The 9,049-nt window shown below is 54.0% G+C and carries 8 protein-coding genes; 1 reads left to right on the top strand and 7 read right to left on the bottom strand.

Features of this window, described 5'->3' with window-relative positions; all coding sequences use genetic code 11:
- On the top strand, positions 1-1,091 hold a 1,091-nt coding region (locus Q0X57_RS06335), incomplete at its 5' end, for a TRCF domain-containing protein (RefSeq protein ID WP_297729170.1).
- A gap of 507 nt (positions 1,092-1,598) precedes the next feature.
- Here Q0X57_RS06335 and Q0X57_RS06330 read toward each other — a convergent pair.
- The 7 genes from Q0X57_RS06330 to recJ all read right to left on the bottom strand — a co-directional run bounded on the left by Q0X57_RS06330 (position 1,599) and on the right by recJ (position 8,945).
- A complete protein-coding gene (locus Q0X57_RS06330) occupies positions 1,599-2,291 on the bottom strand; it encodes a GNA1162 family protein (protein WP_007365424.1) in 693 nt (230 codons plus the stop codon).
- Entirely contained in the window at positions 2,288-2,641 is a 354-nt protein-coding gene (locus tag Q0X57_RS06325; protein WP_297729165.1) for a DUF4810 domain-containing protein, read from the bottom strand. The genes Q0X57_RS06330 and Q0X57_RS06325 overlap by 4 nt, the downstream gene beginning before the upstream one ends.
- Before the next feature lie 20 nt (positions 2,642-2,661).
- On the bottom strand, positions 2,662-3,012 hold the full coding sequence (locus tag Q0X57_RS06320) for a hypothetical protein (RefSeq protein ID WP_297729162.1): 351 nt from the start codon (positions 3,010-3,012) through the stop codon (positions 2,662-2,664).
- A gap of 4 nt (positions 3,013-3,016) precedes the next feature.
- On the bottom strand, positions 3,017-3,919 hold the full coding sequence (locus Q0X57_RS06315; RefSeq protein ID WP_297729160.1) for a CsgG/HfaB family protein: 903 nt from the start codon (positions 3,917-3,919) through the stop codon (positions 3,017-3,019).
- Positions 3,920-4,206: 287 nt separating this feature from the next.
- A complete protein-coding gene (ispE, locus tag Q0X57_RS06310) occupies positions 4,207-5,049 on the bottom strand; it encodes a 4-(cytidine 5'-diphospho)-2-C-methyl-D-erythritol kinase (protein ID WP_297729157.1) in 843 nt (280 codons plus the stop codon).
- Between the two features lie 19 nt (positions 5,050-5,068).
- Positions 5,069-7,180 (bottom strand): ATP-dependent DNA helicase RecQ, encoded by a 2,112-nt coding sequence (locus Q0X57_RS06305; protein ID WP_297729153.1) that lies wholly within the window; start codon positions 7,178-7,180, stop codon positions 5,069-5,071.
- On the bottom strand, positions 7,164-8,945 hold the full coding sequence (gene recJ / locus Q0X57_RS06300) for a single-stranded-DNA-specific exonuclease RecJ (protein ID WP_297729150.1): 1,782 nt from the start codon (positions 8,943-8,945) through the stop codon (positions 7,164-7,166). The genes Q0X57_RS06305 and recJ overlap by 17 nt, the downstream gene beginning before the upstream one ends.
- Positions 8,946-9,049: the final 104 nt, after the last annotated feature.

Genomic DNA, 9,049 nt, shown 5'->3' with positions numbered 1-9,049 from the left:
GTTACGAGCTAGCACGCCACGGGCAAGTCTTCTTCGTCCACAACCGCATTGAGTCAATCCACGGCGTGGCGGGACAGATCCAGGAGTGCGTCCCAGGCATTCGCATAGCGATCGCTCACGGGCGCTTGACCCCGAGCGAGACGGAGCGGATACTGCTAGACTTTGCCGAGCGCAAGTACGACCTGCTCCTAGCTACGACGATCATCGAGAACGGCATTGATATGCCTAATGTCAATACCATCATCATTAACTCCGCCCATCGCTACGGACTGAGCGACCTGCACCAGCTCCGTGGCCGTGTGGGGCGTGGTAGCCAGCGGGCATACTGCTACCTGATCACCCCGCCCCTGGGCACACTCACGGAGGCTGCCGCACGGCGTGTCAAGGCGATCGAGAGTCTCTCCGACCTAGGCAGTGGTATGCGTATCGCCCTGCAGGATCTGGACATACGAGGCGCTGGCAATATATTAGGTACCGAGCAAAGTGGCTTCATTGCGGACCTAGGCTTCGAGACTTACCGCAAAGTCTTTGAAGAAGCGGTGCGCGAGGTCAAGCAGGAGGACTTTGCTGCGCTCTTTGCCGCTCAGACGGAGCAGCAGGCGGAGCTAGGCAATGCGCTCACAGACACCACGATCGATACCGACCTCGACCTCTCCCTGCCCCACGAATACATACCGCAAGACAGCGAGCGCATCTTGCTCTACCGTGAGCTAGACGAGCTGGCGAGTGACCGCGAACTAAAAGACTTCGCCGATCGTCTACGAGACCGCTTTGGCGCCCTGCCACCGCAGACCAAAGGGCTTCTTATGGTACCACGTCTGCGACGGTTGGCCAGCCACCTTGGCATCGTCAAGGTATCGCTGCGTCGTGAGCAGATGATCCTCTTCCTACCGCCCAGTGGCTCGGCATACTATCAGAGCAAAGCCTTCGACATACTCCTCAAGAGTGTGGCCAGCTACGGCAAAGCGTGCGAAGTGCGCGAGACCCGTGAGGGACACCGCAGCGTCAAGTGGCATCACGTCACCACCGTCTACCAAGCCGACAAAATCCTCTCCACGCTCTACAAAGCGCTCTTCGCTCGCCTCGCTTAACGGGTAGCCCGCTGTCGTGACGTATGGGACGAGGTATAGGGACGCACAGGAGTGTCTAGCGGGAGGGCGTCCGTCCCCGTTAAAACCACGACACTGTTACTTAGCCTATGTCTAGTTAATTGACGGTGCAAAGGTAATACAAGCGCCCATCGCACCCAGCCCCCTAGTGTTCTCAACATCGGTCGGTAACCCACAAGCGTCTCAACAGATCCTAAAGAAGAGCGACACAACGGCTGGTTAGAGACTACACGTTAGACGAGACGTGTAACACCGTGTAGGGACACACGTCACGGGTTGCTCAACAACGGTCGCACGAGGAGTGTCTCGATATGGTTTGTAGTGAGGCTCGCAAAGCTTGGGCAATAGATCGTCTAGCATAACGGATGAAGCAACAGAAGGCTCTGTCGTCTTCCCTAGACGACAGAGCCTTCTGTCTCGTTGTGATGACCTATCAATGCGTGAGTAGACACCGTTGCTCTCTACGCTAGGTCCGTTTACTTGCTGTCCTTATTTCTTGACGACACCTTTGACATCTTTTGGACCTGCTATAAGCTCCTTGTCCTTCTCAAAGTTTGGTGCGTATTTGCCATCAGGGAGGTCAGAAAGTATAAACATATTGGCACGTCTTGCCCCGATGACGTTGTCTGAGAGAGCTGTAGACACAGCGCTTACGACTAGATCTAATAGGGCAATATTTGTCTTAACCTTAGCAGAGCAGTCAACCGTAACATCTGCGCTTCTCTGGAATAGCACCTTATTGTCTTTCGTGGATTTGAGTATATACTCGATCTCCACCTCTATCTGGGCTAATAGATCTATCTTGCGCCATTTTTTGATTATGGTAAAGAGCGCAGCGTCAGCCGTGTAGACTTGGTTAAACGGCTTGAGAGACCCGTCTATAAAGACTTCTGCATCGTCAGCACTCTCACTTTGCAGTAGTTCCTGAGAGAGTATAGGGGAGAATACGTAGTAGCCTTTCTCTACGAGAGGGTGGTATAGTGAGGCATATACAGCTTCTTTTGCCTCGACCTTGTTTGTCTTGTTGATCGGAGGCATTACGAGGATGCTTAGAGGCTTCTGACTGTATAGCTCAGCATAAGCCTGCCCCTTTGAGACGGGATTAGATACACCACAAGATGTAAGTAGCCCCATGAGACCCATGAAGAGTCCTAGAGCTAAAGCCTTATAGTAGGTTTTCATTTTTCAAACTGCTTAATGATACGTGAGATAAAGACTGTGCTCTCTGGGTAGAGCTCGATCTCTTTTTTGAGCATTGCCAAGCCTTCTTCTTTCTTACCTGACTTGAGAAGTAGATACCCATACTCAGCACAGATGCCAGGCTGGACAGTTCTTCTTACACCGTTGGGCGTGTTAATTAGTTTTTCATACGTCTTTATGAGCTTCGCTTCGCTCTCAGGGGTACGTTTTTTAGTAAACTCATGGATCTGGTTGTCATATCCATACCACGAGTAGAGCGAGGTCGTCCCACAGCTAGCGAGCGTAAGCATAGAGATCAGACCAAGTAGGCTGATGAGGTAGTTCCTTTTCATATTGTATGGAGGATATTGTTTCAGTGCAGTTCAATGATCTTTGTTTTCCTCGTAGACAAGAAGATCTTGGAGTTGTACAGGACGTTTCCCTTTTCGTCTACTACTCGGATGCTGTAAGAGCCTGGCTTGAGATATAGATGTGGCTGGCTGCTCGCAGCTTTTCTCTTGGAGAGGACGGTCACACTCTCAGGTGACTTGTTATTGACAAACACCTGGACTGTGGTCTGTGCCAGGGCAGAGTTGTCACTCACTACCTTGACAAAGCCCTCATCAGTAAGTCCTCCTGTGGACTCACTGACAGTACCGCAGGCGACTAATAGTAGTGCGACTAAAGAGCCTAGCAGTACGCTACAAATTGTGTTTCGTGTCATAGTTCTATTTTATTTCTTGTATATAGTACTGAGACAAGTCTGAGGAGTCTATATCTCCCTCTACGATATCTACTAGAGAGAACTCAGTCATCGGTGTTTCCCCAAGAGTCATAGTTATGACTAGGGCACCCACCTTCTTGCCTGGTAGCTCTATGAAGCCACCCGTCTGAGGGTTTTTCACCTTTTTGCCTTTTGAGTAGATGTCAAATCGGTCTCCGACGGAGAGCCCTTGCGAAGCTCCTCCAGCGATGATGGTACCATCTTGATCCATCGAAATGAGGTAGGTGCGCCAAGGCTTGTCTGAGCACTTGTTGATAATATTCTCTACTAGCTGGTCTATTGCCGCTGATATGGCTTTGTCTCCCAGCGAAGCGTCATAACCACTACTTCCGCCTAGGCCGAGAGTACTTTTGCTGACATTGTTTGCATATCCCTTTGCCTCCTCAGAGTAGGTTGCGATACCTGTTGCGACGTCTACTAGACGGAGGTTGACCGCAGCTTCGACTTGTTGCGTCTTTTCTGCTGTAAACAAGCTCGTCTGACCAGTAGTCTTACGACCAAACTCGGTCACCGACCCCAGGATCACATAGTCTGCTTTGATAGAGCCTTCACTAGTCCCGTCGGTGACTTCTTGTGCTACCGCCTCAGCATCCGATCGCTCTAGGAGTATAAACTTCCCAGAGGCGACTAGTTTAGCGGCCAAGATATCTTGAGCCTGCTTTGCTATAGGGTCATTCTCTCGGTCATAAAAAATACCCTTACCATACTGAGTCTCATTGGAGAATCGCCCGATAGCTACTTTCCACTTGAGACTCTTACCCGTCTCTTGCCCCTGCGCCGACTGACCGAAGGTGCAGGTGATGACCACTGCTGTGAAGAGTGTAAACCAAAGATGAGTTGTTTTCATAGAAAGAAGTTGTTTTACACCTCAAAGATACAAAAAACTCAACATCGTAAATCAATTAACCCGATGTAGCGACACTCGTCAATGCGAGCTGCCCATCCCCCCTCGGTAGGAAATCAGAAATCTCTAGTGAGGAAACGAAATTTCTCCACGGAGCTGGGAAATAAAAGTTCGGAAGAATGAAATGAAACTTCGGAAGAATGAAATGAAAGTTCGGAAGATTTTTTTTATACCTCGGTGGAAGATTTTCGGTTTCTACCGAGGCATTTTTGATTTCCTCGGAGGTGGGGTCAGGAGAGACGCTCAAGCCAGACGGGGAGGTCGGCGAGGTGGGGAGCGAGCGAGGTGGACGAGAGGGGATTGTCGGCGAAGAGGGTGTAGAGGGCGGTGCCGGAACCGGACATGGCAGCGTAGAGAGCACCGTGGTGGTAGAGCTTGTCTCGCAGAGCGGCTAGCTCGGGATAGTGCGCGAAGACGACGGGCTCGAAGTCGTTGACGATGAGCTCTTGCCACTGCTCTATCGGTTGCTCAAGTAGCGCCACGAGCTTGCCCTCCGCCTCTGGGTGGCGTGTCACCTGTCGGTACGCCTCGGCGGTGCTCATACCGATGGGGGGCTTGACGACGAGGAGCCATTTGCCGAGGAGTGCGGACGGCATCGTGAGCGGTGTGAGCCTTTCGCCACGACCTGTGACCAGCACGGGGCGGGACTGGATGAAGAAGGGGCAGTCGCTGCCCAGCTCTCCTGCCAACGTCTCTAGTTGTGCCGTGGAGAGTCCTAAGTAGCACAGCTCATTGACCGCTAGGAGCGTGTAGGCGGCATCAGCAGAGCCACCACCGAGGCCAGCTTCTGACGGGATCCGCTTCTCGAGCTTGAGCCGTAGCGGAGGAATCTCGTGGTCGTGCGCTCGGAGTAGTTGCACCGCTTTGTAGATGAGATTGCGCTCAATAGGCAAGTCTCCCGTTAGACCAACGATCTCGTACGAGTCCTCCGCTGCGCCTGCAGCTATCTCTACTGTGAGCTGGTCCGCCCAGCCGATGGGGAGCATACAGCTCTCGATGTCATGGTAGCCATCGGGGCGACGGCGTAGGATACGCAGCCCGAGGTTGATCTTAGCGTGTGGGTGTAGGATCATATCGTGATGACTCTTTCGATTACTTATTCTTATATAGGTGTACCCCGTCGGTACGGTAGCGGTCGTCTGTCTCGAGGAGCTTCTGCAGGATCGGGAGCAAAGCTTTCGTCTTGACCCCTAGCCTCTTGGCTAACTCCTGTAAAGTAGGTGACGGCTCCTCCATTTGCTCTAGAAGAGCTTTGAGTCGCGTCTCCAAAGTTCTTTTGCTACGCTGGGAGTGCGCCTTACGAGCTAGGCAAAGGTCACAGCGTCCGCACGGCACAGCGAGCTCCTCGCCAAAGTAGTGTAGGAGCATCGCCTGTCGGCAACCCTGCTGACTGTCAAGGTATGCGATCGTAGCGGTGAGTCGCTTGGTCATCGCTTCCTTGCGCAGCTCGTACACTTCGGGGGGGATGAGGAAGTGATGCTTGCGCTCCCGCCTTGTGTAGAAGAGGATACGGGGCAAGCGCTTGCGCGGGATATAGTGAATGATGCCTCGCTGGCTCATTCGGACCAAGCTCTCGTAAACCGCCTCCCCCGTCAGGCGGGTCTGTATGGAGAGGGTACGCTCGTCGATGAAGACGTAATCGGCAAAGAGTCCCGAGTAGTTTCTCAAGACAGCCCGTAGCACCTTGTCATCTTGGGCGGATAAGCCTCGGATGTAGTATAGCTCCTCTCTCGAGACCTCCACGATGAGTCGTGAGCGTGCCTCGTCAAGGAGTAGCTCCCAGGCGCCAGCCAACTCGAGGATATGCAAGGCGCTCAAGCTCCGTATCGGATGCAGATGTTCTGTCCGCACAAACGCCTCAAGATCTATCTCGTAGCTACGCTCCATCCCCTCGCCGAGACCAATGCCTAGGTAGCTGTAGAGGGTATCGTACACATCACGAATGTAAGCTTTGTCGGGAAACTCGTTTTGCACCCGCTGCAGGAGCATACCACGATCCCGACGCTCGTATAACACCACGGCAAAGGCACGCTGTCCGTCACGCCCCGCACGTCCAGCCTCTTGGAAGTATTCCTCCAGAGCCACGGGCATACTCCAGTGCACGACGAGACGCACATCGGGTTTGTCGATGCCCATGCCGAAAGCATTGGTGCAAACCATCACACGCACCTCGCCAGCCATCCAAGCGTTTTGCTTGATCTCTCGCTCTGTGTGAGTCAGTCCCGCATGGTAGTAGTGTGCCGAGATACCAGTCTCCTGTAGCATCTCAGCCAGCTCTTGCGTCTTCTTGCGATTGCGACAGTAGACGATTGCGCTGCCACTCGTTGAGGCTAGGATATGGAGGAGCTCCGTCGCCTTGTCCGTCGTAGGACGTACGATATACTGCAGGTTGTCCCGAGCGAATGAGCTACTGATGACATGCGGCTCACGAAAGCTAAGACGAGCCATCACGTCGGCGACCACCTCTGGCGTAGCGGTCGCTGTGAGCGCCAGGAGTGGCACGGCGGGGTAGTAGCGACGTATCTCTGCAATCTTCAGATAACTAGGGCGAAAGTCGTAGCCCCACTGCGAGATACAGTGACACTCGTCCACAACGATCAGCCGTATCGGTAGCTCGGGCAGACAGGCGAGGAAGAGTGGCGATGCCAGACGCTCGGGCGAAAGGTAGAGGAACTTGCACCCACCGTACAGGCAATTGTCCAAGGCGCGCTGTATCTCCTTGTACTCCATACCCGAGTGGATAGCGGTGGCAGACATGCCCCGCTTGTTGAGACCGTCCACCTGATCCTTCATGAGCGCAATGAGTGGCGTGACGACGAGTGTCAGCCCGTCGTGTAGCACCGTTGGCACTTGAAAGGTGATGCTCTTGCCTCCGCCCGTAGGTAGCAACCCAAGCGTGTCTCGTCCCGCCAAGACGCTCTCAATGATCTCCGCCTGCTTGAATCGGAAGGCGGGGTAACCCCAGTAGCGATGGAGCACTCCTAGCGGGGTAGTCTCATCGTCCGCAGAGGCGGTGTCAGCCTTTTCAGGTTGATCGCCCGTCGGCTGTGAAGGCTTTTCGCCTAGCCACTCACGCTCGGTATCAGCTCGCGGATCGGTCGCTGCATCACGCCATAGGTCGTCCTGCTCCTCCAGGAGCAAGTCCCAGTCGACAGCTTCACCACGTCTAGAAGGGGTGCCAACCGTCTCATCGCTGGGAGGCAAAGAGGTCCTCTCCAGGTCGTTGTGGCTTGACATCCTTGACTAGTAACTGTAGGGAGACAACTCCGTTAAAGTGGTTTTCATCTATCTGGTAGACAAGGGCAAAGGGAGCGTTCGCCCTTCCTGCCGAAGACTTCTTGATAAAGCGGAAGGCGGGGGCTTGGTTGAAGGCTATTCCTGGGCAGTGCTTCCTAGATCCTAGTGTAGGTATGGCATCTACCTTAAAGTGCTCGCCGTTGCGCCCCACGGCCTTACTACCACCGCCATCATAGAGTTGCTGCGTGACAAAGAGCGGCTGGTAATTGTCTGGGCCATACGGTGCAAAGCGCTGTATCGTCGTGTATAGTCTCTGCGTCACCTCGCGAAGCTCTATCTCCGCATCGACCTCTATCGGTGTGGACTGCGCACGATCCGTATCAACTACCGCATTGACGCTCTGTATGTAGGCTCTAAAGTCGGGTAGCTTGTCGGGCAATAGGGTCAGTCCAGCGGCATAAGTGTGGCCACCGAAGTTCAAGAGCAGATCTCTCGCCTCCTCAATGATGCTGTAGATGTCTATGCCACCCACACTGCGCGCCGAACCGACGATACGATCGCTCGTGCCAGTCAGGACGATTGTCGGTCTATTGGTATACTCCGCCACACGAGAGGCGACAATCCCTATGACCCCCTTGTGCCAGTCAGGCTGGTAGAGGACCACGATGGGCTGATGCGCCAGCTCTGGATTGACCTGTAGGAGCTGCATCGCCTCATCGGTCGTCGAGCGGTCTAGCTCACGACGACGGACGTTGTACTCGTCAATCAGCTCGCTCATGCGGGCCGTCGTCTTCGCATCATTGCTCAGGAGGAGATCGACCGCTTCGCGGCCATTCATCATACGCCCCGAGGCGTTGATCCTTGGTCCGATTTTATAGATAATGTCGGCCATCGTGGTCTTACGACCCTCGAGACCACAAGTCTTGATGATCCCCTTGAGCCCCATCGATGGATTGCGATTGAGCTGACGCAAGCCGTAGTGCGCCAGGATCCTATTCTCATCCATCACAGAGACGAGGTCGGCAGCGATACTCACCGCGACCAAGTCGAGGAGCTTAAAGAGCGAAGCGGAGGGGAAGCCATTGTCCATACCAAAGGCCTGCATAAACTTAAACGCCACGCCACACCCACAGAGCTCCTCAAAGGGGTAGTGACAGTCAGGGCGCTTAGGATCTAGGACGGCCGCTGCATCGGGCAACTGGTCGTCTGGGTGGTGGTGATCGCAGATGATGAAGTCTATCCCCAGCGTCTTAGCATAGGCTATCTCGTTGATAGCCTTGATGCCACAGTCCACCACAATGATTAGCGTCGCACCTATCTCGTGGGCATGGTCCACGCCCCGATAAGATACGCCGTACCCCTCATCGTCCCGTCCGGGGATGTAGTAGCTCAGGAGGTGCTCGCTACAGCCCGCCGAGCGGAGGTACTTATAGATTAGTGATACAGCCGTCGTGCCATCTACATCGTAGTCGCCGTATATCATAATATGCTCCTTGCGTCCGAGCGCCTTGTTGAGACGCTTGACCGCCAGATCCATATCTTGCATCAGAAAGGGGTCGTGCAGATCCTCCAGCGATGGATGAAAGAATCGCTGAGCCTCTGCTTCCGTACGGATACCGCGACGATAGAGTAGGCGTCCCGCCACAGCGGGTATTCTCAAGGCGTGCGCCAGTTGAGAGCCACCCTCCTCCTCCTCTGGGGTGAAGGGAGTGTATTGCCATTCGTTCGTCATTATATTGTTTTATTTTTTTTGTCATAGGGAGAGTGTATAGGCTAGGAGCAGACCAAGGCGCCAGGCCCGCCAAGTGGGCGGTCCAGACAACGTGGATATAAGAC

The sequence above is a fragment of the uncultured Porphyromonas sp. genome, assembly GCF_947254915.1.
GTDB lineage: Bacteria > Bacteroidota > Bacteroidia > Bacteroidales > Porphyromonadaceae > Porphyromonas.
The sequence above is the reverse complement of the archived record's forward strand: the minus strand, read 5'-3'. Positions and strand labels throughout refer to the sequence as shown.